The sequence below is a fragment of the Streptomyces sp. NPDC051636 genome (assembly GCF_044453765.1).
Taxonomy (GTDB): Bacteria; Actinomycetota; Actinomycetes; order Streptomycetales; family Streptomycetaceae; genus Streptomyces.
This window is the reverse complement of sequence record NZ_JBITDA010000027.1, coordinates 47628-68689: the sequence shown is the minus strand read 5'-3', so window position 1 is coordinate 68689 and position 21062 is coordinate 47628. Positions and strand designations below refer to the sequence as shown.

General features: G+C 70.8%; 23 protein-coding genes and 1 pseudogene. 12 read left to right on the top strand and 12 right to left on the bottom strand.

Features of this window, described 5'->3' with window-relative positions:
* The first annotated feature begins 67 nt into the window (after nt 1-67).
* Nucleotides 68-1258 (top strand): MFS transporter, encoded by a 1191-nt coding sequence (locus ACIBBH_RS34265; protein WP_399411460.1) that lies wholly within the window; start codon nt 68-70, stop codon nt 1256-1258.
* On the opposite strand, the gene ACIBBH_RS34260 is transcribed toward ACIBBH_RS34265, so the two are convergent.
* The gene (locus tag ACIBBH_RS34260) at nt 1203-2075 is read right to left on the bottom strand and encodes a slipin family protein (RefSeq protein ID WP_399411458.1); all 873 of its coding nucleotides are present in this window, start codon (nt 2073-2075) and stop codon (nt 1203-1205) included. The genes ACIBBH_RS34265 and ACIBBH_RS34260 overlap by 56 nt on opposite strands.
* A gap of 224 nt (nt 2076-2299) precedes the next feature.
* Between ACIBBH_RS34260 and ACIBBH_RS34255 the strand changes: the two genes are divergently transcribed.
* Complete coding sequence (locus ACIBBH_RS34255) at nt 2300-2791, top strand: hypothetical protein (RefSeq protein WP_399411456.1); 492 nt, start codon at nt 2300-2302, stop codon at nt 2789-2791.
* 22 nt (nt 2792-2813) lie between these two features.
* Here the strand turns inward: ACIBBH_RS34255 and ACIBBH_RS34250 are convergent, their stop codons facing one another.
* Nucleotides 2814-3512: a DUF4232 domain-containing protein gene (locus tag ACIBBH_RS34250; protein ID WP_399411454.1), complete on the bottom strand. Its 699-nt coding sequence runs from the start codon at nt 3510-3512 to the stop codon at nt 2814-2816.
* 457 nt (nt 3513-3969) lie between these two features.
* Between ACIBBH_RS34250 and ACIBBH_RS34245 the strand changes: the two genes are divergently transcribed.
* A complete protein-coding gene (locus ACIBBH_RS34245) occupies nt 3970-4233 on the top strand; it encodes a hypothetical protein (protein WP_399411452.1) in 264 nt (87 codons plus the stop codon).
* 87 nt (nt 4234-4320) lie between these two features.
* On the opposite strand, the gene ACIBBH_RS34240 is transcribed toward ACIBBH_RS34245, so the two are convergent.
* Entirely contained in the window at nt 4321-4878 is a 558-nt protein-coding gene (locus tag ACIBBH_RS34240) for a CGNR zinc finger domain-containing protein (RefSeq protein WP_399411450.1), read from the bottom strand.
* An 83-nt stretch (nt 4879-4961) separates the two neighbouring features.
* Here ACIBBH_RS34240 and ACIBBH_RS34235 point away from each other — a divergent pair, with 83 nt between their 5' ends.
* Nucleotides 4962-5834 (top strand): alpha/beta fold hydrolase, encoded by an 873-nt coding sequence (locus tag ACIBBH_RS34235; protein WP_399411448.1) that lies wholly within the window; start codon nt 4962-4964, stop codon nt 5832-5834.
* A 14-nt stretch (nt 5835-5848) separates the two neighbouring features.
* Here the strand turns inward: ACIBBH_RS34235 and ACIBBH_RS34230 are convergent, their stop codons facing one another.
* From ACIBBH_RS34230 to ACIBBH_RS34220, 3 genes are all read right to left on the bottom strand, one after another.
* The gene (locus tag ACIBBH_RS34230) at nt 5849-8149 is read right to left on the bottom strand and encodes a heavy metal translocating P-type ATPase (protein WP_399411446.1); all 2301 of its coding nucleotides are present in this window, start codon (nt 8147-8149) and stop codon (nt 5849-5851) included.
* Nucleotides 8150-8256: 107 nt separating this feature from the next.
* On the bottom strand, nt 8257-8550 hold the full coding sequence (locus ACIBBH_RS34225; protein ID WP_399411443.1) for a heavy-metal-associated domain-containing protein: 294 nt from the start codon (nt 8548-8550) through the stop codon (nt 8257-8259).
* Nucleotides 8551-8850: 300 nt separating this feature from the next.
* Nucleotides 8851-9129: an SHOCT domain-containing protein gene (locus ACIBBH_RS34220; protein ID WP_399411521.1), complete on the bottom strand. Its 279-nt coding sequence runs from the start codon at nt 9127-9129 to the stop codon at nt 8851-8853.
* Between the two features lie 445 nt (nt 9130-9574).
* On the opposite strand from ACIBBH_RS34220, the gene ACIBBH_RS34215 reads away from it, so the two are divergent.
* The gene (locus ACIBBH_RS34215) at nt 9575-9835 is read left to right on the top strand and encodes a hypothetical protein (protein ID WP_399411441.1); all 261 of its coding nucleotides are present in this window, start codon (nt 9575-9577) and stop codon (nt 9833-9835) included.
* A 57-nt stretch (nt 9836-9892) separates the two neighbouring features.
* Here ACIBBH_RS34215 and ACIBBH_RS34210 read toward each other — a convergent pair whose 3' ends face one another.
* Both ACIBBH_RS34210 and ACIBBH_RS34205 read right to left on the bottom strand, forming a co-directional pair.
* Entirely contained in the window at nt 9893-10552 is a 660-nt protein-coding gene (locus ACIBBH_RS34210; protein ID WP_399411439.1) for a DUF305 domain-containing protein, read from the bottom strand.
* Between the two features lie 87 nt (nt 10553-10639).
* Entirely contained in the window at nt 10640-11032 is a 393-nt protein-coding gene (locus tag ACIBBH_RS34205; RefSeq protein WP_399411437.1) for a DUF6153 family protein, read from the bottom strand.
* A 326-nt stretch (nt 11033-11358) separates the two neighbouring features.
* Between ACIBBH_RS34205 and ACIBBH_RS34200 the strand changes: the two genes are divergently transcribed.
* Nucleotides 11359-11619, top strand: coding sequence for a hypothetical protein (locus tag ACIBBH_RS34200; RefSeq protein WP_399411435.1), 261 nt, complete (start codon nt 11359-11361; stop codon nt 11617-11619).
* A 550-nt stretch (nt 11620-12169) separates the two neighbouring features.
* Entirely contained in the window at nt 12170-13438 is a 1269-nt protein-coding gene (locus ACIBBH_RS34195) for a hypothetical protein (RefSeq protein ID WP_399411433.1), read from the top strand.
* An 87-nt stretch (nt 13439-13525) separates the two neighbouring features.
* Here the strand turns inward: ACIBBH_RS34195 and ACIBBH_RS34190 are convergent.
* The 4 genes and pseudogenes from ACIBBH_RS34190 to dhaM form a co-directional block, all read right to left on the bottom strand.
* Nucleotides 13526-14371: pseudogene (locus ACIBBH_RS34190) on the bottom strand (IS30 family transposase); the annotation flags it as partial.
* Between the two features lie 39 nt (nt 14372-14410).
* A complete protein-coding gene (locus ACIBBH_RS34185) occupies nt 14411-14758 on the bottom strand; it encodes an ATP-binding protein (protein ID WP_399411431.1) in 348 nt (115 codons plus the stop codon).
* A gap of 216 nt (nt 14759-14974) precedes the next feature.
* Nucleotides 14975-15265, bottom strand: a complete 291-nt coding sequence (locus tag ACIBBH_RS34180; RefSeq protein ID WP_399411429.1) for an HPr family phosphocarrier protein — start codon at nt 15263-15265, stop codon at nt 14975-14977.
* Complete coding sequence (dhaM, locus tag ACIBBH_RS34175; RefSeq protein WP_399411427.1) at nt 15249-15641, bottom strand: dihydroxyacetone kinase phosphoryl donor subunit DhaM; 393 nt, start codon at nt 15639-15641, stop codon at nt 15249-15251. The genes ACIBBH_RS34180 and dhaM overlap by 17 nt, the downstream gene beginning before the upstream one ends.
* A 61-nt stretch (nt 15642-15702) precedes the next feature.
* On the opposite strand from dhaM, the gene ACIBBH_RS34170 reads away from it, so the two are divergent.
* From ACIBBH_RS34170 to ACIBBH_RS34150, 5 genes are all read left to right on the top strand, one after another.
* Complete coding sequence (locus tag ACIBBH_RS34170; RefSeq protein WP_399411425.1) at nt 15703-16482, top strand: IclR family transcriptional regulator; 780 nt, start codon at nt 15703-15705, stop codon at nt 16480-16482.
* Nucleotides 16483-16815: 333 nt separating this feature from the next.
* Nucleotides 16816-17586: an MIP/aquaporin family protein gene (locus ACIBBH_RS34165; RefSeq protein ID WP_399411423.1), complete on the top strand. Its 771-nt coding sequence runs from the start codon at nt 16816-16818 to the stop codon at nt 17584-17586.
* Nucleotides 17583-18581, top strand: a complete 999-nt coding sequence (dhaK, locus tag ACIBBH_RS34160) for a dihydroxyacetone kinase subunit DhaK (protein ID WP_399411421.1) — start codon at nt 17583-17585, stop codon at nt 18579-18581. Before ACIBBH_RS34165 ends, dhaK begins: the two co-directional genes overlap by 4 nt.
* Before the next feature lie 154 nt (nt 18582-18735).
* Nucleotides 18736-19362, top strand: coding sequence for a dihydroxyacetone kinase subunit DhaL (dhaL, locus tag ACIBBH_RS34155; protein ID WP_399411419.1), 627 nt, complete (start codon nt 18736-18738; stop codon nt 19360-19362).
* Nucleotides 19359-21044 carry a phosphoenolpyruvate--protein phosphotransferase gene (locus ACIBBH_RS34150; protein WP_399411417.1) on the top strand — a complete coding sequence of 562 codons (1686 nt, stop codon included), beginning with the start codon at nt 19359-19361 and terminating at the stop codon, nt 21042-21044. Before dhaL ends, ACIBBH_RS34150 begins: the two co-directional genes overlap by 4 nt.
* Nucleotides 21045-21062 lie beyond the last annotated feature (18 nt).

The following is a 21062-nucleotide window of genomic DNA, read 5'->3' as shown; positions in this document are numbered from 1 at the left end:
AGGGACGGAACTTTCGCACGAGCGCGAAACAATAACGGCCGCCCGGCGCCCCGCGAAGACTCCCCGCATGCGCAGCTACCGGGACCTCTTCCGTACCCCAGAGTTCAGCCCCTTGTTCCTGACCGTCGGCGCCCAGACCGCCGCCCAGACGGTGGGCGGCCTGGCGCTGGGCACCCTCGTCTTCCGGACGACGGGCTCGCCCCTGCTGTCCGCGCTGAGCATGTTCGGCCCGTCCCTGGCCCAGGTGCTGGGTGCGAGCCTGCTGCTCTCCGGCGCCGACCGGCTGCCCCCACGGGCGGCGCTGACGGGCCTTCCGCTCGCCTTCGCGGCCTGTGCCGCGCTGCTCGCTCTGCCCGGCCTGCCGTTGGCGGCGGTCTTCGCCGTCGTGCTTGTCCAGGGACTGCTGGCCTCCCTCGGCGGGGGAGTCCGCTGGGGTCTGCTGAACGAGATCCTGCCCAAGGAGGGCTATCTGCCGGGGCGTTCGGTGTTCAACATGATGAACGGGCTGATGCAGATCGCCGGGTTCGCCACCGGCGGCGTCCTGGTCTCGGCGCTGACCCCGCGCGCCACCCTGCTGACCTCGGCGGCGCTGTATCTGACGGCGGCGCTCGGCGCCCGCCTCGGGCTGACCCGGCGCCCGCCCCGGGCCGTCGGCCGTCCCTCCGTCGCCGCGACCTGGCGCACCAACGCCCTGCTGTGGTCCTCCCGCCCCCGCCGCCTGGTCTACCTCGCCCTGTGGGTCCCCAACGGCCTGGTGGTGGGCTGCGAGTCCCTGTACGTGTCCTACGCCCCGGACGCCGCCGGCACGCTGTTCGCCTCGGGCGCGCTGGGCATGCTCGCCGGGGACGTCGTCGTGGGCCGCCTGCTGCCTCCGGGTGTGCGGCGACGGCTGGCCGTACCCCTGCTTCTCCTGCTGGCCACGCCGTACGTCTTGTTCCCCCTGCACCCGCCCGTGCCGCTCGCCGCCGCCCTGGCCGCCCTCGCGTCCGTCGGCTTCGGCGCGAGCCTGGTCCAGCAGGAGCGGCTGATGGCCCTGACCCCGGACGAGCTCGCCGGGCACGCCCTGGGCCTGGACTCGGCGGGCCGGCTCACCCTGCAGGGCGTGAGCGCCTCCCTGGCGGGTTCGGTGGCCCAGCTCACCTCCCCCGCCACGGGCGTGGCGGCCATGGCTCTCGCCTCGGCCACCGTGACGCTGGCGCTGGTTACGGCTGCCCGGCGGGACGTACGGGAGCGGCTTCGGCCGGTGTCGCCGACGTAGCCGGCGTAACCGGAGCCGCCTCGGTCGCCGGGGGCGCCTGGGTCGCCGGGGGCGCGAACTGCTGGGCCGCCCGGTCGAAGTAGCGCAGCAGCTCCACCGGGAAGGGCATCACCAGCGTCGAGTTCTTCTCGGCGGCGACCTCCACGACCGTCTGCAGCAGCCGCAGCTGCATGGCCTCCGGGGTGTCGGACATGATCCGGGACGCGTTGGCGAGCTGCTGCGCGGCCTGGAACTCGCCGTCCGCGGTGATCACCCGTGCCCGCCGCTCCCGCTCCGCCTCGGCCTGCCGGGACATGGACCGCTTCAGCGACTCAGGCAGCTGTACGTCCTTGATCTCGACGCGGTCGATGTGGATGCCCCACCCGGCGGCCGGGCTGTCGATCATGAGCGCGAGCCCCTCGTGCAGCCGCTCCCGGTCCGACAGCAGGTCGTCCAGGTCGCTCTTGCCGATGATGGACCGCAGGGAGGACTGGGCGACCTGCCCGACGGCGAAGACGTAGTCCTGCACCTCGATGGCGGCCTTCACGGGGTCCGTCACCCGGAAGTAGACGACGGCGTCGACCTTCACGGACACGTTGTCCTTGGTGATGCCCTCCTGGGTGGGCACCGGCATGGTGACCACCTGCACGTTCACCTTCCGCATCCGGTCGGCGAACGGGATGAGGAAGGTGACGCCCGGCTGCCGGTACCCCGGCAGCGCCTTGCCCATGCGGAACACCACCCCGCGCTCGATCTGGTTGACCACCCGCATCCCACTGCGCAGCACGAGCAGGGCCAGCACGGCCACGACCACCACTGCGACGACGGTGCCTTCCATGGCACTCCATTCCTTCTGCTGACTCAGCCGGCTCGGCCGGCCTTTCCTGGCCGGCTGACTCCGCTGACCGGGACACGAATGAGGACACCGGACGAGGGGCGCTGGATGCGCTGAGCGGCGTCAGGAATGCGTAAAGAAGCCCGGCCCATGGCGCAACCCGCCGGATCCCTCCTCGCCCGGGGCTTCTTCGCCACGACGGGGCCACGACAAGGGACACTGGACACGTGCCCTTCGACACCACGCCACCGCGCCCGCTGCTCCCCGGCGAACACCCGCTGTGGGACGAGGCGTTGGCCCTGGTGAACCGCGATTTGGCGGCCACCCTCCCGGAACAGCGCCCCCTGCGCCTGCTGGCCCACGCACCCTGGGCGGACGGGGAACCGGAGCAGGTGTACGTCTGCCTCGCCAACGGCGACTCCCACGGCCGGCCCCTGTGGCCCGACTCCGCGACCACCCTCGAGTCCGCCGTCTCCGCCGTGGCCGAAGCCGCCCAGGACACCATGATGGAGTGCCTCTGGCGGGTCTGGCCGGTCTGCCCCGCCCACGACCTGGGCATGCACGTAGGGGGCGCCTCCGACCGCCCGGCATGGTGCTGCGCGGGCGGCCGCACCCCGAAGGATCCGGCTCACGCACGTGCGGCCGTGGGTGAACTGGACACGCTCCAGCGACCGCACCGCCCCAACCGGAAGCGCCGCGACAAGGACCGGCGCCGGTGAACCCCTACCGCGCCGCCTTCTGTCAGGACGGCTTGACCGCCGACGCCGCGGTAACGGTCACCTTGTTGTCGCACTCGGCGAACTGGCCGTCCTTCAGAGCGACTTGGTGCGACCCCGAACCCGGCAGACCGACCACCAGCGTGGGGTAGACCACGGGATCCGCGCCGGACTCGCAATAGCCGTCCGCCTCACCCTGGACCTGGACGAAGGTCAGCTTCACCCATGCCTTGCCACCCGGGGACACCTTCACGGGCGACGCCGTCCCCGCGCGGGTCACCGACAGCGGAGCGTTGTGCTCGGGGGAACCGTTGCCGGCCCCCGCCACCGACGGATGGCCCTTGAGGACGCACGGCTGACTCGAGACGTTGGTGAACTCGACGACCGCCGCTCCGGTGCCCGTGCCGGCCGGACGATCGGCGGCCTGATAGGCAGCCGCCTCCAGGCTGTCCACGGCACACGTCTTCACGGCCCCGCCCGCCGACCCGGACCCGGCCCCGGCCCCGGAGGAGACGCTGGCCGCCGGCACCGCCGACGTGCCTTCCGTCGCAGGCGCCGAGGTGGCGGAGCCCGGCGAACCGGAGGGAGCGTCCGTCGTACTCGACGGGCTGGAGGCCGCCCCGGCGGATCCCGAGCCCCCGGACTCGCACCCGGCCACCATCAGAGCGGCCGAGGCCGCGACCACCGCCACCAGGTTTCTGCGGATGCCGTTGCTGTACTGCATGTCGTCCCCCGAATTCGGTTCGCACGGGGTGCCGGTCCTCGCCGGCACCTGCCCATGCAGACAGAGCCGGCGGACCAGGGGTTCTGTCGACCGCCGATCTGTGACGCGGCGGTGACGAGATCCGGATCTCCGAGAGTGATCCAGGGCTTCGAAATCCTGGAAAGACCTGCTCGTGCGGGCCCCTGCCCATGTTCCTGCTGCCCGGCGCCCCTGTCCACGCGGCGGGCTCGGGCATGGCCCGGGGCGGCTTCGGCCGAGACGCGCGAAAATGGAAGAGGCACACCCATACCGGCTCAGGAGAGGAGGAGACGGCATGGCCACTGCAGCTCAGACCGTGCTCGAGCCTACGGAGCGTGTGCGGGCCCAGAACAAGTTGTCGGAGGCTGCTCTGACAACGCTCGAGCCCACTGAGCGTGTGCGGGCCCAGAAGGGGCGGCACGCGACGTGGAGCAGGCGTGTGCCCACGGGACGTGCGGAGGTTCAGCAGGAGCGGGCAGAGCAGCCGCATCCTGACGGCGCGGGCATCCACCTGCTCACCCGCACGTTCCGCCCTCCGGTTCCGATCCCGTACCTGAGCCTGGAGAACCTCCCCACCCGGGACGTGGTCTTCTACGGGGGCCTGGGAGCGCTCGCTGCGGCGGGGGCTCTTGAGTGGCCGGTTGCTCTGGCCATCGGCGGAGCCACCTGGCTGCTGCGCGGCAGGGGAAGGGAAGAGCGCTGAGGCGCGGCAGAGCCGGCACAGAGCGGCGCCCGGCAGCGACGACGCTGTCGGGCGTCAACGGGTGTGCGCTTCGGTGACCTTCACGTACTACCTGGCCTTGTGGCGCTGGTAGTGGCGGGCGACGCGCATCCGGTTGCCGCAGCGGGTGGCCGAGCACCAGCGGCGGCGCGGATGAGCGGCGAGGAAGAGCATCACGCAGTCGTCGGCCTCGCACTCCCGGATGGTGGTGACCGCCGGGTCGGCCAGCAGTTCGGCGGCGGCCTCCGCGAGGCAGGCGGCCAGCCGCCGGCCCGGTGAGCCGTCGCGTCGGCGGATGGCAGCCACCGCCGACCCGTTCCACGCCAGCTCGTTGATCGCCGGCGCGGCACGCTGCGCCTGGTTGAGCGCCTCCAAGTCGGCGGCCAGGGGCTCGTCGCCTCGGCGGACGTGGTCGAGGGCGCGGGCGGTGTGCTCCCGTACGGCGTGCACCGCGGTCAGATCCGCGGCGGTGACCTCCTGTGGCACCTCGCCCGGGAGGCGCTCGGCCTGGAGGGCCCACCAGGCCAGCAGGGCGCGCGGAGTCGCCAGCAGGTCACCGGCGGCCGAACGGGTGTTGACCAGGTCCAGTGCCAGCGGTTCTCCGGTCAGAGGCGCGAGATCGCTCATCTGGCTAATGGTACATCTCTGCATTGACGCGTTAGTCGGAGCTCGCTATACCTAATGGATCTACTGATGGAAAAGGGGTTAGGATGCTTGCTCCAGTCGCCCGCACCGTCCATCGTCACCTGGAGGTCGACGGCGTCCGCGTCTTCTACCGGGAGTCCCTCCCCGACCGGGCCGACGCACCCGTGCTGCTGCTCCTGCACGGCTTTCCGTCCGGTTCTCACCAATTCCGCCGCGTCCTCGACGTACTCGGCACGTGCTACCGGCTGATCGCCCCGGACTACCCCGGCTTCGGCCACACCCAGGCCCCGGACGGCTTCGCCTACTCGTTCGACCGGCTCGCCGGCACCACCGAAGCCTTCGTCCGGCGCCTCGGCCTCGACCGGTTCGTGATGTACGTCTTCGACTTCGGCGCACCCGTCGGCTTCCGCATCGCCGAACGCCATCCCGAGTGGATCGCGGGGCTCGTGGTGCAGAACGGCAACGCTTACGAGGAAGGACTCTCGGAGGCCGCCCGCGGCCTCATCGGCCTGACCCCCGAGACGCCCGGCGCCGAGGATGCCGTCCGGGACATGTTCACCCTCGCCGGCACCCGCAGCCAGTACGAGACCGGCGTGACCGGCCCCGACCTGATCGCCCCGGACGGCTGGACCCTCGACCAGCACTTCCTGGACCTGCCGGGCCGCAAGGAAGCCCAGCTCGCCCTGCTCTTCGACTACCACTCCAACGTCGAGCGCTACGACTCCTGGCAGGCCTGGCTGCGCCGGCACACCCCGCCCACCCTCATCGCCTGGGGAAGCCGCGACCCCTTCTTCCCCGAGCCCGGGGCCCGCGCCTACCTCCGCGACCTGCCCGACGCCGAACTCCACCTCTTCGACACCGGCCACTTCGCCCTCGAGACCCATCTGCCGGAGATCGCCCCGCTGATCGCCGGCTTCCTCGACCGCGCCTGGACCTGAGGACCGTCCGGGGCTTACCGGAAGGACCGCAGCCGGAGGCTGTTGGTGACGACGAAGACCGAGGAGAAGGCCATCGCGGCGCCTGCGATCATGGGGTTCAGCATGCCCGCGGCGGCCAGGGGCAGGGCGGCGACGTTGTAGCCGAAGGCCCAGAAGAGGTTGCCCTTGATGGTGCCGAGGGTCTTGCGGGAGAGACGGATCGCGTCCGCGGCCACCCGCAGGTCGCCGCGTACGAGGGTGAGGTCGCCGGCCTCGATCGCCGCGTCCGTGCCAGAGCCCATGGCCAGCCCGAGGTCGGCAGTGGCCAGGGCGGCCGCGTCGTTGACGCCGTCCCCGACCATCGCGACCGTACGGCCTTCGCTCTGCAGCCGCTTGACCACGTCCACCTTGTCCTCGGGGAGGACCTCCGCGATCACCTCGTCGATGCCGACGCTCCTGGCCACGGCCTCGGCGACGAGCCGGTTGTCACCGGTCAGCAGAACCGGCCTGAGCCCGAGCCGACGCAGTTCGGCCACGGCCTGCGCACTGGTCTCCTTGACCGCGTCGGCGACGGTGAGGACACCGCGTGCCGCGCCGTCCCAGGCGACGGCGACCGCCGTACGCCCCTCGGTCTCCGCGGCGGCCTTGGCCTCGGCCAGCTCCCGGGGCAACTGGACGGACCACTGCGTGAGGAGCTTCTCGCGGCCGACGAGTACCGCGTGCCCGTCGACGACGCCCTGGACGCCGAGTCCGGCGACGTTCTCGAAGCTCTCCGGCACCGGCAGGCCTCCGGCTCGCTCGGCGGCACCGGCGGCGATGGCCTGGGCGACCGGGTGTTCCGAGGCGTGCTCCAAGGCGCCCGCCAGCCGCAGCAGTTCCCCCTCATCGACACCGGGTGCCGCGAAGACGTCCTGGAGCCGCATGCGGCCCGTGGTCACGGTGCCGGTCTTGTCGAGGACGACGGTGTCGACGCGACGGGTGGACTCCAGCACCTCGGGACCCTTGATGAGGATGCCGAGCTGGGCGCCGCGCCCGGTGCCGACCATGAGCGCTGTCGGCGTGGCGAGGCCGAGCGCGCACGGGCAGGCGATGATCAGTACCGCGACGGCCGCGGTGAACGCTGCCGCGGCAGCTCCGGTGACGAACAGCCACGTCAGCAGGGTGCCGAGCGCGAGGAGGATGACGACCGGAACGAAGACCGCCGATATCCGGTCGGCGAGCCGCTGCACCTCGGCCTTGCCGTTCTGCGCGTCCTCCACCAGCCTGGCCATGCGGGCGAGCTGGGTGCCGGCGCCGACCCGGGTCGCCTCGACGACGAGCCGGCCCCCGGCGTTGACCGTCGCGCCGGTGACCACGTCACCGACCGTGACGTCCACGGGCACGGACTCGCCGGTCAGCATGGAGGCGTCGACGGCCGAGACACCCTCGACGACGGTGCCGTCGGTGGCGATCTTCTCGCCGGGGCGTACGACGAAGCGGTCACCCACGCCCAACTGTGCTGTGGGGATACGCACCTCCCTGCCGTCCCGCAGTACGGAGACGTCCTTGGCGCCCAGCTCCATGAGCGCCCGCAGGGCCGCTCCCGCCTTGCGCTTGGACCTCGCCTCCAGGTAGCGCCCGGCGAGGATGAACGTGGTCACCCCGGCCGCGGCCTCCAGGTAGATGGAGGAGGAGCCGTCCGAACGGGAGACGGTGAACTCGAAGCCGTGCCGCATGCCCGGCATGCCGGCGTGCCCGAGGAACAGCGCCCATACCGACCAGCCCAGGGCGGCGAGCGTGCCGATGGACACCAGCGTGTCCATGGTGGCGGCACCGTGCCGGGCGTTCGTCCAGGCGGCCCGGTGGAAGGGGAAGGCACCCCAGACGACGACGGGGGCGGCCAACGTCAACGACAGCCACTGCCAGTTGTCGAACTGCAGGGCCGGAACCATCGCCAGCAGGACAACCGGTACCGACAGCGCGAGCGAGACGAACAGACGCTGGCGCAGGGAGAACAGTTCGACGTGTTCGACGTCCGCAGCCGGCGGAGCTGCCTGGTCCGGGCCCTCCTCGCCGAGCGGGGGAGCGGCAGGGGCCGGCTCCTCTGCCGTGTAACCGGTCTTCTCGACGGTGGCGATGAGGTCGGCGACCTCGATCCCGTTCCCGTAGGAGACCTTCGCCTTCTCCGTGGCGAAGTTGACGGTCGCCGTGACACCGTCCATCCGGTTGAGCTTCTTCTCGATACGGGCCGCGCACGAAGCGCAGGTCATACCGCCGATGGAGAGCTCGACCTCGTCGGCGGCCGCGGCTGCGGGTGCCTTGGCGGGAGAGGTCTTCGCGGGAGCCGTACTGGTCATGGAGATTCTCCTGTCGAAGGCCGGGACGTACGGCGTCCGTATCAGCGGAGCGGCACGTCCCGGCGGGAGGAAACCGCGTGACCCGGGCAGCCGGGCCATTGAAGGGGTCAGACCGTGCCGACGAGTTCGTAGCCCGCCTCGTCGACGGCGGCGCGGACGGCCTCCTCGTCGAGCGGGACGGCTGAGGTGACGGTCACCTCGCCTGTCTCGGCGACGGCCGTGACCGTGGTGACGCCGTCCAGCGCGGATATCTCGTGGGAGACGGCGCCCTCGCAGTGGCCACAGGTCATGCCGGACACCTTGTACACGGTGGTGACACCACTGGCCTGGGCGTCGGCCCCTCCGGACTGGCAGGAACCACCGGCGGAGCAGCAGGAGCCGGAGGCTTTCGTGTCGTTCATGGTCTCTTCCTCGGGTGCTCGACGCGTGGGTGCTGCCGGAAGGAGCCCGATCCCCGCTCCCTCCGACGCACACAACCATACTCCATACCCCCTAGGGGTATGCCATCGCGGGCGGTCGGCGCCTGCTGCCGCGATGACAGGCCGCCATTCCCGCTCATCGCCCAGCGGGACCGGCATGCGGCACCGCAGCGCGGCGAGCATCGGCTCGGCATGGCTCGCGGCCGGATGACCGCACGAGAACAACGTGACGCCGCGCTCAAGGCAGCAGGCACACTGCCGGCCACGTCCCGCGCGGGACGCTCACCGATGCTCACGGAGCAGCGCGAGCCGACGTTTGTACTCGTCGTCGTCGATCTCTCCGCGGGCGAACCGCTCCGCGAGGACGTCCTCAGCGCGGCCGCTTCCCCACCCGGGCTCGTCCGAGGAGCGGGTCGGGCCGCTCTGGCGCGCACCGCGGTGGCTGCCCGTGAGGCAGCGGGCGAGCGCGACGACACCGGCGATCACCAGCGCCCAGAAGAGCACCATGAAGAGGGCCATGACGAACCAGCCGCCCCAGCCCCAGCCGCCGTACCACATCATGCCGATCACCCTCTTCGGCCGGTGGGAAAGGCCCACGTCCAGGATGCTCCACTGGCGGCCGACGCATCCTGCCTGCTCACCAGCCTCCCGCAGGGCCGGGTGGCCGCCCCAGGGCCGTCTGGCCCGCCACCTGCCGACGACCGGCCCACGTGCGCGCCGTCAGCTGCCGCCGTTATCGCTACTGGACCAGGACTCGATGCCGCCGCGTAGCGTGAGGCAGGCGACGAGCGGGCCCGCAACCGCGGTATGAGCCGGGGTCTGTTGATCGGCCCTGCTGACGGGAGCCGACGAGCACCGCGTCGAGTGGTCTCCATGCGGTCTCCATCCTGGGGTGGACGCTGTCTGTCCCCCCGTGAGCCGATCCGCCTGCGCCGCCGGCTTGATGGAATGGCTGCCGTGGCTGCCATGACGCCTGCGCCGGGCAGCCGGCCGCTCACCATTACGGGTGCGTGCCGACGCCGGCGCCCTGCCCGTGGCCGACGCCCAGGTCGCGGTCGTCGCCGCGATCGACATGCTCCTCTTCCCCACAGAGACCGCCCGCGTCCTGACCGGGGACGGCGTCCTGATATGGATCGACCGGCTCGGCGAGGACGGGCCGCTGTACCTGCCCGCGGACGACGTCGCCGCCGCGCTGCCCGGGCGGTGGCAGGCCGTCGAGGCGGACGCGGTGCGGGGAAGCCGGGCTCGTTCTGCGCTGATCGAGTGAGGAGGGGGACGGTGCCCGCACCGGCCCCCTCCGTCTCTGAGTCTCGGCTCTCGAGTCTCAGTTCTTGCCGAGGAGCTTGTTCATCTCGGTGATCTCAGCGGTCTGCGCGGTGACGATGTCATCGGCCATGGCGGTGGCGGGCCCGTACTTGCCCTTGCTCTTCTCCGTGGTGGCCATCTCGACGGCGCCCTTGTGGTGATCGACCATCATGGTCAGGAACATGGTGTCGAAGTCCGTGCCGGACGCCTTCTCCAGCTTGTCCATGTCCTCGCTGTCCATCATCCCGGACATGCCCGAGTGCGCCGAGTGGTCCATGCCGGGCATCGACCCCATGGAGCTGTCGGACGCCGGCACGTCCTCGCCCCAGGACTTCAGCCAGCCGCTCATGGTCTGGATCTCCGGGTCCTGCGCCTTTTCGATGCGCGCGGCGAGGTCCTTGACCTTGGCGGAGGAGGCCCGGCCGGCAGCCAGCTTCGCCATCTCCAGGGCCTGCTGGTGGTGCGGGATCATGCCCTGGGCGAAGGAGACGTCCTGGGCGTTGTGGGCGCCGGCCGCGACTTCGGCGCTCGCGGAGGACGACGCGGAGCCGTGACCCTCGTGTCCGCTGCCGCTGTTGGCGCTGCCGCTGTCATTGCCGCAGGCGGCGAGGATGAGTGCGGCAGTGACGGCTGTGGCCGTCAGGGTGGCGCGACGGGTCAGATGACGGGTGTTGCGCATGGTGGAACTCCTGCTGTTGAGAAAGGGATCTGTGCGTGACGGAGCGCACCGCGGCGCCGAGGTGGGGGCGCGGGTGCCGCGCGGCGTCTAGATCCGCAGGAGTTGGAGTTCCGCCAGGGACGGTGGGGCGCGGGCACCGTCCGGGGCCGAGGCCGCGTACGGGCACGGGGCGCCACCCTGTACGGGCACGGCGACCCGGTCGGCAACGAGGCCCGGCAGGGCCGGCGCACCGCTCACCGCGGCCGCCATGCAGGTCGGGTCGGCATGCTTGACGTGGCCGTCACCGCAGTCACCGTCCCCGGGACAGCCGTCGTGGACACCGACCGCAGCCGTCATGTGCCGCGTCCCCGCGTGCTCGGGGGCAGCGCCGCCGGGCGCCAGAGCATGCATCGCCAGCAGCCCGGCCAGCAGCCCGAGCACGAGCAGCCCCCGCCACCGCCACACGGGCGGTCGCGCCAGGAGCTGCTGCGGGCTGGTCATCGGGCTCATCCTATGCGGGGAGTGTGCGTTGGCTCGGTGGTGTCCGTTGTGCATACGGGTGTCGTGATACCGGCGTTCAAAGAAGGACCACGACGACCCTCCTCCGCGCCGCCCGCCGACCTGCGCTTGCGTGCGTGGGGAGACAGAAGTGAAGGAGGAGCCGACGCGGCGGGATCCGGCGTTTCGTTTGCCCTGCGGCCTCTGCTGTGTCCCTCTGGTTGAGCCGGTAGATCGTGCATCGTGGTTGAGGCTCGACAGGGGTCCACGTCGTGGATGTCCCTCACCTCGTCTTGGCGCACCGCTGGATCGATGTGCCACGGTGGACTATGAGCAACGACTACGACCGCATCCGCACAGGTATCGAGTTCATGACCGCCTATGTCTCCGGAAACGACTTGATGACGGCGTACGTCGTTGAGCGGCGACGCGAAGACCCCAAGGCGGCCGAGACTTTGATGGACGGCTCAGCAGCCTTGTGCGCCCTGCTGCTGCGGAAGATGGCGAAGGACACCGGGCAGACAGAGCACGCGATCTTGCAGGAGTTGGCCCGCGGCATCCACCGCCACGAGCAGAAGTCCGACGACTGACCGGGCGGTCGGAGCCAGAGTGACCGGACACTGCATGTGTGGCACGTGTGTGGCGCGGCCGTGATCATGGCGAAGGGTCAGTTCGAGAGGATCCAGCCTCTGAACCGGCCCTTTGTCGTGTGCCCCCGGCAGGATTCGAACCTGCGACGCCCGCTTTGGAGGAGTTCGGTCCGTCGGCCTCACTGCCCTGCTGTGGCGGAGCTCGCGCTGCTTTCGGTGACCCCCAGGAGCCGCTGACGTCTGTCGTCGTTGATGTCAGCTGTGGATGTCAGAGGCCACCGCGGATTCGGTCAGAATCCCCCCGCCTCCCGCCGGTAGCACCTCGCCAGTCGCCGTGCGGGAAAGCCGTCGCGGATCTCGGCGCTCCGCGACCGTTGGTCCGCCTTCGCTGGATCATCCCTGTGATGTTTGAGCATGCAGTTGCGCTGGATGTTCGGGGCACCTGTGTGACGGCTGTGTCCCGACCACGACAGCTCCGAGAAGGGGGATCACGATGGCCGCGCGTACAGCGCGTCACCGGCGTTCACTGAAGCGTCGCATACTCGCAGGGGTGTCCGTCGCCGCGGCCGCCGGGTTCGCGGTCACCGCGACGATGGCCCTGAACGCCGAGGCCGCATGGACGGCGGCATGGAACGTGTCGGCCCCCGGCTGGTTCGCCGCCGACTCGCCCCAGGTCTCCGTTGACCGCCAGGGCGACGCTCTGCTGGCCTGGACAGCCGGCGACCTGTCGACGACGTACTCCTACCAGCGGGTCCAGACCAGGGTGAAGTTCGCGAACGGCACCACGGGCGCGATCCGCACGCTGTCGCCGGACGGCGCCGCGGTGTCCTGGCCAGAGGCCGACTCCGACGACACCGGCGACTCGGCGGTGGTCTGGCAACAGGACAGTCAGGTCGTGGGCCGACGGGTCTCGGCCTCCGGCAGTCTCGTCGGACCGCTCCAGAAGCTCTCTACGTCGGCGCCCGCGACGACCCCGGTGGTCGCGGTGACGCCGGGCGGCACCGCGATGGCGGCGTGGACGGAGACCCGCGACGGAAGCTGGTACGCGGTCGCCCGCCGCCTCAAGCTCGACGGAACGGTCGGCGCGGCCATCACCCTCGGCTCGGGCTCGGCCGAGAAGCCGGCCATCGGCGTCGACCGTAACGGCCAGTTCGTCGTCGCGTGGGCGCGGGCCTCGGACGTCGTGGCCAAGCGGATCACGTCGACGTCCGTTTCCTCGGCAAAGGTGCTGACGTCGCCGATCGCGTCGTACGGCGGCTTCGGCATGGTGCGGGTCGGCGTCGACCGGGACGGCGACGCGGTCATCACCTACCACTCCGGCGGCGGAACCGTATCGCAGGTCTGGGCCTCGCGCTGGAGCCGCACCGGTACGCTGGCGGCCCCTCTGCGTATCTCGGCTTCCACGGACAACGTGGGCTTCCACCACACCCTCGCGACCGACCTCGACGGCGACTCGATGATCGTGTGGACCCGCTACAACAACGGCAAGCTCGAGTTGCTCGGCCGCCGGCTCTCCGCGGGCGGCACCCGCGGCAGCGTCACCACCCTCGGTCTCGGTGACCGCCCCGACCTGGCCCTGGACGACGACGGCGACGGCATGCTGGTGTACCACACGGTCGTTCCCAAGTCGACGCCGCCGTACAGCTACACGAAGACCAGCGCCCGCCTGGTGAGCCGCTCCGGTACCTTCGGCACCACCAAGACGCTCACCTCGGACGGCCGGGTGCCCCAGGTCGGCGCCCGCCCGAGCTCCCGGTTCACGGTGATCTGGCAACAGGAAAGCTATCCGTACACGATCAAGTCCGTCGCCGGTCCCTGACATGACTCCGGCACGCGCCAGCTGATCGCCCTGCACGGCAAAAGGCCCGGGTCGATGGCGAATTCCAGGGGTCGTTGCAACACGTGATCACTGACGTGTGGTGGCGAGCAGTTTAGACAGACGCTCGGCTGGGGTTTCCCAGCCGAGCGTCTTGCGTGGGCGGTTGTTGAGTTCGGCAGCGACTGCGTCGAGGTGGTCGCGGGTGTGGCCGGACAGGCTGCTGCCCTTGGGGAAGTACTGCCGCGGGAGGCCGTTGGTGTTCTCGTTCAAGCCTCGCTGCCAGGGGCTGCCGGGGTCGCAGAAGTAGACCGGCATGTCCGTGGCGACGCTGAAGGAGTGGTGGGCGGCCATCTCGGCGCCCTGGTCCCAGGTCAAGGACCCATTCAGGCGGGGCGGCAGGGTCTGGACCGTGTCGACCAGCGCCTTGCGGACGGCGGCGGCTCCGTGGCCGTTGGGAAGGTGGACCAGCATCAAGTAGCGGGTGCTGCGTTCGACCAGGGTGGCGATGGCAGAGCGGGAGTTGCTGCCGATGATGAGGTCGCCTTCCCAGTGCCCGGGAACAGCGCGGTCTGCGACTTCTGCGGGCCGCTCGCTGATCATCACCATCGGGTGAGGGAACCGCTTCCTGCGGCGTGCTGAGTGCCGATGGGGCCGGCGCACTGCGCGTCCGGTCCGCAGAGCGCGGGTCAGTTCCCGCTTCAGCTCGCCGCGGTCCTGGACGTAGAGAGCTTGGTAGATCGTCTCGTGGACCACGTGCATCTCTGGCCGGTCGGGGAAGCGTCTGCGCAGAGCGTGGCAGATCTGCTCGGGGCTCCAGCGCAAGGTCAGGTGATGCTGGACGAAGTCACGGAGCTCCGGGTTTTGGCCGATCTTGCTGGCCTTCGGCCGTGGCCGGCGCCGAATTGCTCGCCGGTGGGCCGCATGCGGTCGGTAGTACCACTGGCCGCTGGGTCCGTCCCTGCCGCGACGTCCTCAGGGACGTGTGGCTGCCGTGCCACGGGGGGTCAGGCCCCCCATGTGGAGATCGGCCCATCGGGTCGTCCTCTCGGGGTGGCGGAACATTCCGTGTTGCGCGGAAAGGGCCGCGACGATGTCCGTCCCGCGACCGTTTTCCCTGTGTTCGGCGAGGTGGAGGGCGGCGGGCGATGGGCGTCGTCGAGGCGCCGGCCGCGCGTCGGTGACCTCGATGCGGAGGGCGCAGGGGATGCCGACCTCGGGCAGGGACAACCGCAGCACTGCCGGAGGCAGTGCGTGGACGATCGCGTTGGTGGTCAGCTCGGAGATCACCAGGAGGGCGTCGTCGACTGTAGGAGTGGGCACGCGCCATTGGGTGAGGACGGGGCGGCCCGTCGGCGTACGGCGGAGACGACCTCCGGGATGTGCGGCAGTGCGCAGACGTGCTCGGCCCTTGAGGGCCGGGCCAGATCGGCGTCAGACGTGCTCGTGGCAGGGGCACTCACCCTCGGCCACCTCCACTGGTCTTTGCTTCTCGTGGCGGAAGCGGAGGTTGGTTCCGTTCCGCTGGTGGCGGTCGGGTTACTCGGCGGTGGAGAGGATCTGGGTCAGTGCCGCGACGGCCTCGTCGGCGTCGTGGCCTTCGGCGCGGACGGTCAGGGTGCTGCCCGCCGTGGCACCGAGGCCCATGACGGCCAGGACACCGGTCGGATTGACCGTCCGGCCGGCGTACTCCAGTTGTATGGCACTGGTGAATCCGGCTGCAGCCCGGGCGAGTCGGCCCGCCGGCCGGGCGTGGAGGTTGGCGGGCAGGACGATGGCGGTCTCGTGCTGGGACACGGTCGTGGTGGTGGGCTCAGAGCTTGTGGACATGGCGGGCCTCCTTGGCGGCGTCGGCGACGGTCTTCAGGTCGGCACCGGATGCGGCGGTGACGACGGCTGCGACGGCTCCTTCGACGAAAGGTGCGTCGACAATCAGCACGTCGGGGCTGGGATGGTCTTCCAGGACGGTGAGGGCGGTCAGGACGGAGCTGCCGAGGTCGGGCAGGACGACGACACCGGCTCCACGGTCGACGCTGCGGATGGCTGCGAGGACGAGGTCGTAGCTGGTGCCGATCCGGCCGTCGCCGGTGCCTCCGGCGGTGGCGAGGGGGACGGTGTCGGAGCCGATCTGCTCCACCAGTAGGCGAAGGCCCGAGGCGAGCTCGGCGCTGTGGGACACGAGTACGATGCCGACAGATGCGCTCATGAACAGTTACCGTAGATGTCGGAACACTGTTCAGCAATAGTGAACCAGGGAGAATTTTTCGATGGTGCAGGCGGTACAGCGGGCGGTGCAGATCCTGCGGGAGCTCGCGTCCACCGGGCCCCGGCTGGGCGTGACCGAGCTGGCAGACCGCCTGGGCGTGGCCAAGCCGACCGTGCATGCGCTGTTGCGCACGCTGGAGGCCGAGGGGCTGGTGGTGCAGGACCGGCACAGTTCGAAGTACCAGCTCGGCCCGGACCTGGTGCAGCTCGGCAACGCCTACCTGGACACCCAGGAGTTGCGTACCCGCTCGCTGACCTGGGCGGACCAGCTTGCGAACCGGGCGAACGAGGCGGTCTGGGTGGCCGTGCTCAACGGTGACCACGTCCTGGTGGTGCACCATGCCTTCCGGCCCGAGGGTGCGGTGCAGATCCTCGAGGTGGGCGCCAGCATCCCGTGGGGCACGTGTGCTCTGGGCAAGGCCATCGTGGCCTTCGTTCCGGCCGGCGAGCGGCAGCGTCTGCTCGCGGGGGAGCCGGCGGTGCTCACCGGCGCCAGCATCACCGACCCGGAGGAGCTGGCGGGCCAGCTGAAGGAGGTCCTCAGGACGGGGTACGCCATCGAGGACCAGGAGTCCGCCATCGGGGACGCGGGTATCGCATCCCCGGTCTTCGACCGCTCCGGCGAGGTGGTTGGCGCCATCGGCGTCGTCGGCCCCGTCGAGCGGCTGCTGGCCGAATCAGCACGTCAGGAGCTCGCGGTCGCCGTCCGGGAGACCGCCCGCAACCTCTCCCGCGACCTGGGCGCCCCCCGCGGGGCGGCCGCCCGCACCACGATGACCTGACCTGCCTCCCGCATCCCGGCGGCGGCCTGCCGCTTGCCCGCCCTGCCTCCTGGTCCAGGCCCCTCGGCACTCCGCCGTGGGGCCTTCCTCGTGCCGGCGGACGGCGAGAGCTGCCGAACCTCTTGACAGGCCGGAAACGCAGCCTTAATTTTCGGAACAACTTTCATTCATGATGAACAATCTGCCAGCCGGATTCTTAAATCTGCCCGGCTTCCCCCTGAGCGGCCGCCAGGTGCCCCGACCCTGATCACCTGGCGGCCACCTCCCATCACAGCCCGCTCCACGCGGAGGAGGTGAGACGCCCAAGCCGCCGCTTCGGCGCTGGGCGCCTTCATGGAAGAAAACACCTACCCACAGAAACTTCTGGCCGAGATGCTGGGCACCGCGATGCTGGTGTTCATCGGCGTCGGTTCAGTCCCCGCAACACTCATCGTCAACGGCGAGGCACCGTTCACCTTCGCCGACCTGGGCATGATCTCGCTGGCGTTCGCCACCGTGGTCATCGCGATGGTCTACGCGATTGGCCACATCTCCGGCTGCCAGATCAACCCGGCCATCACCCTCGCGCTCGCCGCGACGCGGAAGATGCCCTGGCGGGACGTCCCCGGCTACGTCGCGGCCCAGGTGGCCGGGGCGGTGCTGGGCGCGCTGGCCATCGTCGGGGTGCTGGGGAAGAAGGCGGTCGACGTCGGCCTCGGCATCGCCGCCTACGGCAGCGGAGTCGGCGCCGGCCAAGCGTTCTTTGCCGAAGCCGTGGGCACCTTCATGCTCGCCTTCATCGTCTTCGGGGCCATCGACCGCCGCGCGTCAGGCGGCTTCGCCGGTCTGGCCATCGGCCTCGGCGTGTTCGCGATCATCATCCCGGTGGCGCCGGCCACGGCGGCGTCCATCAACCCTGCCAGGACGCTCGGTCCGATGATCACCGGTGAGCTTTTCAACGGCACAGTCCACTGGAATCAGTTGCCCGTCTACCTGGCCGCCGAGGTGATCGGCGCGGTCGCCGCCGGCCTCCTCTACACCGCCCTGAACGCCCGTCGAGGCGTCACCGCCGCCACCGAGGCAACGACCGAGCCGGTCGCAGCCGCTGAAGGAGCCCTGTCGTGAAGAAGCTCATCAACGCCCCTGAAGCGGTGCTGGCCGAGGCGCTGTCCGGGATCGCCGCCGCCCACCCCGGACTGAAGGTCGACGCGGAGAACAAGGTGATCTCCCGCGGCGACGCCCGCAGAAGCGGCAAGGTGGCCCTGGTCTCCGGCGGCGGCTCCGGCCACGAACCCCTGCACGGCGGCTTCGTGGGGCAGGGCATGCTCGACGCCGCTTGCCCCGGCGAGGTGTTCACATCCCCCGTGCCCGGTCAGATGGTGGCCGCGGCCCAGGCCGTCGACGGTGGCGCGGGCGTGCTGTTCATCGTGAAGAATTACACCGGCGACGTCCTCAACTTCCAGATGGCCGCCGAACTGGCCGCGGAGGAGGGCATATCGGTGGAGACCGTCCTGGTCGACGACGACGTCGCCGTCCAGGACTCCACCTGGACCGCCGGACGCCGAGGCACCGGAGCCACCGTCTTCGTCGAGAAGATCGCCGGCGCGCTCGCCGAGCAGGGCGCTGGCCTCGCCGCCGCGGCGGAGATGGCCAAACGGGTGAACGCCGCCTCCCGTTCCTTCGCCGTCGCACTGACCGCCTGTACCGCCCCAGCCTCCGGCAAGCCCGGCTTCGACCTGCCCGAGGACGAGATGGAGGTCGGCGTCGGCATCCACGGCGAGCCCGGACGGAGCCGCGAGAAGCTCCAGTCAGCCAAGGAGATCGTGGCCACCGCCCTGGACGCCATCCTCGCCGACCAGCCGCTGACGGCCGGCGACGAGACCATCGTGATGGTCAACGGCCTGGGCGGCACCCCGCTCATCGAGTTGTACGTGGTCTTCAACGAGGTCGCTGCCGCACTCGCGGACAAGGGCGTGGTCATCGCCCGCAACCTCGTCGGCAACTACGTGACCAGCCTGGACATGGCGGGTGTTTCTCTCACCGTGTGCAAGGCGGATGCCGACATGCTGTCCCTGTGGGACGCGCCTGTGAACACCCCGGCCCTGCGCTGGGGCATCTGAAGCCGAGCCGGGGGCGGGGCCGCGCAATACGCGAGGGCCGGGCCGGTGCCTTCCCGCTGCCTGCCCGCCCGGATCGCACCCCTCGCGTCATCCCCCCCGCCCCCGGCTCACCCCACCGCCAACCAGCCCCGTACCGACCACGAACGGAGATCCCGTGGACACCGACCTCGCCCGCACGTGGGTGCAGGCCATCGCAGCCGCCGTGGACAAGCACAAGGACCACCTCACCCAGCTCGACTCGGCCATCGGCGACGCCGACCATGGCACCAACATGCACCGCGGCTTCTCCGCCGCCATCACGGCCTTGGCCGACTACGAACCGGACACCGTCGGGGCCGTACTGGTCAAGGCCGGTACCACCCTCATCTCCACCGTCGGCGGCGCCTCCGGGCCGCTCTACGGCGGCGCTTTCCGCGCCATCGGCAAGGCCCTGGACATCCCCGCCGCAGACACACAGCAGTTCGCCGTCGCACTGGCCGCCGGCCTTGCGAGCGTCCAGAAGCTTGGTGCGGCCGCACCCGGCGACAAGACCATGATTGACGCTTATGCCCCCGCGCTGGCCGCCTTCCAGCAACAGGCCGACGCCGGAGCCGACATGGCCGCCGCGGCCCTGGCCGCCGCCGACGCCGCCGAAGAGGGCATGCGCGCCACCACCCCGATGCAGGCCCGCAAGGGCCGCGCCTCCTACCTCGGCGCCCGCAGCATCGGCCACCAGGATCCGGGCGCCACCTCCACCGCCCTTGTCTTCCGCGCCCTCGCCGAGACGCTAGGGGACCGATGACCGACCGTCGCACCTACACCGGGCACGCCGCCGCACCCGGCATGGCCCTCGGCTTCGTCCACCGCACCGACCGGCCGCTCACCAGAACGGCGCTGCCCCACCGCGCAGGCGGCGACCCCATGCAGCAGATCACCGACGCCTTCGACGCCGTCGCCGCCCGCCTGCTCGACCTGTCCACCTCGCTGCGGGAACAGGGCAAGGACGAACAGGCCGACATCATGGAGGTCAACAGCTACATCGCACAGGACCAGGATCTGCGCGACCAGGCCATCAAGAGGGCGAACGACGGCCGGCCGGTACCCGTTGCCGTCCGCCGGGCCATCGACGCCTACGCCGGAACCATCGCCGCCCTGGACGATCCCACCCTTGCCGAACGCGCCGCGGACGTCCGGCAGGTCGGCCGCCGCGTCCTGGCCCACCTCCACGGCGACACGGGCCCCGCCCCCGACCAGCCCCTCATCCTGGTCGCCCACGAGATCGGCGCCGCCGACCTGCTGGAACCCGGCCAGACGGTGACAGCAGCCATCTCCGTGACCGGCGGCCCGAACTCCCACGCCGCGATCGTCGCCCGCTCGCTGGGCATCCCCTTCCTCCTGGCCGTCGACCCCGAACTGCTCGAACTGCCGGACGGCCGGGAGATCCTGCTCGACGCCGATCGAGCCAGCGCGGTCGCCCACCCCGGCGACGACGAACGTGCCAGGGCCCTGCAGGCCATGAAGGCCGCCAGGGCTCGCAGGCTCGCCCTCGCCGAAGAACGTCACCTGCCCGCCGAGACACTCGACCAGCACCACATCGTTCTGCGGGCCAACGTGGCCACCACAGCCGAGGCCCGCGCCGCCCTGACCACGGGCGCCGAAGGTGTCGGCCTGCTCCGCACCGAGCTTCCCTTCCTCAACCATCACGCCTGGCCCACCCGCGATCAGCACGCGGCCACCCTCGTTCCCATCCTGCGCGCCCTCACCGGGCAGGTCGTCACGGCCCGCACGCTCGACTTCGCCGACGACAAACTCCCGCCATTCCTGGCCCGCCTCCAAGGCGCGCGGCTCGGCCGCGGCCTCCCTCTCATGCTCGCCCAACCCGACGCCTTCGCCGACCAGTTCCACAGCCTGCTCAGCGCCGGAGCCCATACCGACCTGCGCATCATGATCCCCATGGTCGCGAGCGTCGACGAACTACGCGCCTGCCGACGCCTCCTTGAGGCAGCGGCCACCGAAGCCGGCGTACCGGTGCCACCCCTGGGCATCATGGTGGAACTCCCCGAAGCCGTTGCCGCGGTCGACGACCTCGCCCGCGAAGCCTCCTTCTTCTCCATCGGCAGCAACGACCTCACCTGCCAGATCCTGGGCCTGGACCGACGCGACCCCACCGCCACCCCCGCCATGGCGGCACACCCCGCCGTACTCGACGCCATCGCCCGCGTCGTCACCGCCGCCCACCGCCACAATCGTCACGTCTCCGTCTGCGGTGACGCCGCCGCACACCCCCTGGTGACCCCCCTTCTCATCGGCCTCGGCTGCGACAGCCTCTCGGTCGGCCCCGCCGCCCTCGACGAGGTCCGGGCCCGCATCCGCCGGCTCCGCCACGACACCTGTGCCTCCCTGGCCGCCGTCGCCCTCACCCGCGAAACCCCCGAAGAGGTCTGGCGACTCGTCGAGCAGTGCTGCCAGCCATCGCTGCCCTGACCCGAGCCGCGCACATGG

Bases quoted from the DNA above. Each gene is read 5' to 3' on its own strand.
- ACIBBH_RS34265 (WP_399411460.1), top strand. From the start codon at position 68: ATGCGCAGCTACCGGGACCTCTTCCGTACCCCAGAGTTCAGCCCCTTG.
- ACIBBH_RS34260 (WP_399411458.1), bottom strand. From the start codon at position 2,075: ATGGAAGGCACCGTCGTCGCAGTGGTGGTCGTGGCCGTGCTGGCCCTG.
- ACIBBH_RS34250 (WP_399411454.1), bottom strand. From the start codon at position 3,512: ATGCAGTACAGCAACGGCATCCGCAGAAACCTGGTGGCGGTGGTCGCG.
- ACIBBH_RS34240 (WP_399411450.1), bottom strand. From the start codon at position 4,878: ATGAGCGATCTCGCGCCTCTGACCGGAGAACCGCTGGCACTGGACCTG.
- ACIBBH_RS34235 (WP_399411448.1), top strand. From the start codon at position 4,962: ATGCTTGCTCCAGTCGCCCGCACCGTCCATCGTCACCTGGAGGTCGAC.
- ACIBBH_RS34230 (WP_399411446.1), bottom strand. From the start codon at position 8,149: ATGACCAGTACGGCTCCCGCGAAGACCTCTCCCGCCAAGGCACCCGCA.
- ACIBBH_RS34225 (WP_399411443.1), bottom strand. From the start codon at position 8,550: ATGAACGACACGAAAGCCTCCGGCTCCTGCTGCTCCGCCGGTGGTTCC.
- ACIBBH_RS34220 (WP_399411521.1), bottom strand. From the start codon at position 9,129: ATGATGTGGTACGGCGGCTGGGGCTGGGGCGGCTGGTTCGTCATGGCC.
- ACIBBH_RS34210 (WP_399411439.1), bottom strand. From the start codon at position 10,552: ATGCGCAACACCCGTCATCTGACCCGTCGCGCCACCCTGACGGCCACA.
- ACIBBH_RS34205 (WP_399411437.1), bottom strand. From the start codon at position 11,032: ATGACCAGCCCGCAGCAGCTCCTGGCGCGACCGCCCGTGTGGCGGTGG.
- ACIBBH_RS34200 (WP_399411435.1), top strand. From the start codon at position 11,359: ATGAGCAACGACTACGACCGCATCCGCACAGGTATCGAGTTCATGACC.
- ACIBBH_RS34180 (WP_399411429.1), bottom strand. From the start codon at position 15,265: ATGTCCACAAGCTCTGAGCCCACCACCACGACCGTGTCCCAGCACGAG.
- dhaM (WP_399411427.1), bottom strand. From the start codon at position 15,641: ATGAGCGCATCTGTCGGCATCGTACTCGTGTCCCACAGCGCCGAGCTC.
- ACIBBH_RS34170 (WP_399411425.1), top strand. From the start codon at position 15,703: ATGGTGCAGGCGGTACAGCGGGCGGTGCAGATCCTGCGGGAGCTCGCG.
- ACIBBH_RS34165 (WP_399411423.1), top strand. From the start codon at position 16,816: ATGGAAGAAAACACCTACCCACAGAAACTTCTGGCCGAGATGCTGGGC.
- ACIBBH_RS34150 (WP_399411417.1), top strand. From the start codon at position 19,359: ATGACCGACCGTCGCACCTACACCGGGCACGCCGCCGCACCCGGCATG.